The organism is Halobellus sp. Atlit-38R (assembly GCF_003665925.1).
GTDB classification, from domain to species: Archaea; Halobacteriota; Halobacteria; order Halobacteriales; family Haloferacaceae; genus Haloquadratum; species Haloquadratum inordinatus.
In genome coordinates, this window is the sequence record NZ_QXIJ01000173.1 from 1 (window position 1) to 547 (window position 547).

At 58.9% G+C, this 547-nt stretch carries 1 protein-coding gene; it reads left to right on the forward strand.

Features of this window, described 5'->3' with window-relative positions; genetic code table 11:
- The first annotated feature begins 200 nt into the window (after positions 1-200).
- Entirely contained in the window at positions 201-512 is a 312-nt protein-coding gene (locus D3D02_RS18765; RefSeq protein WP_004058493.1) for a helix-turn-helix domain-containing protein, read from the forward strand.
- Positions 513-547: the final 35 nt, after the last annotated feature.

Consider the following 547-nt stretch of genomic DNA (forward strand, 5'->3'; position numbering starts at 1 on the left):
GCATGTGCTGGAGCGCCCAGTCCATCTTGCGTCGTCCCTCCTCGCGTGCAGCCTCAACATCGTCGAGGTGCTCGGAGACGGGAGCGTAGTGTTCGCTCATACTCGTGGATTCGAAGAGGGGTCCGAAAACCTTACCGAAGGGAAGTCGAGTTTGCCCGAATCTACAAGTGTCAACACGGAGATTTCTGTAGTGAGGCGCGATGCTCATCATAAATAATGGTGAAACGGTTGCCGAACAGGAATTGTTCGCCCTGATGAGCGCACCAGCGGTCCCGGACCTGTTGCGTGTGGCCGACGAGCCGTTGACAGTCAAAGAGCTGAGTTCCCGCGCCGACGTCCCGCTTTCGACCGCATACAGGGAGGTAAAACGGCTCCACGAGGCGTCACTCCTCGAAAAGTCGATTATGGTGGACCACAGCGACGGCCGACACGTCTCGCAGTACTGCCGGACGTTCGAACGCATGGAGGTGCTCGTCACCGACGACGGGCTTCGAATCGAGTTGGCCGGGTGAGAGACACCCGTCGTTTCGGGGCTTAGACGCGTTCG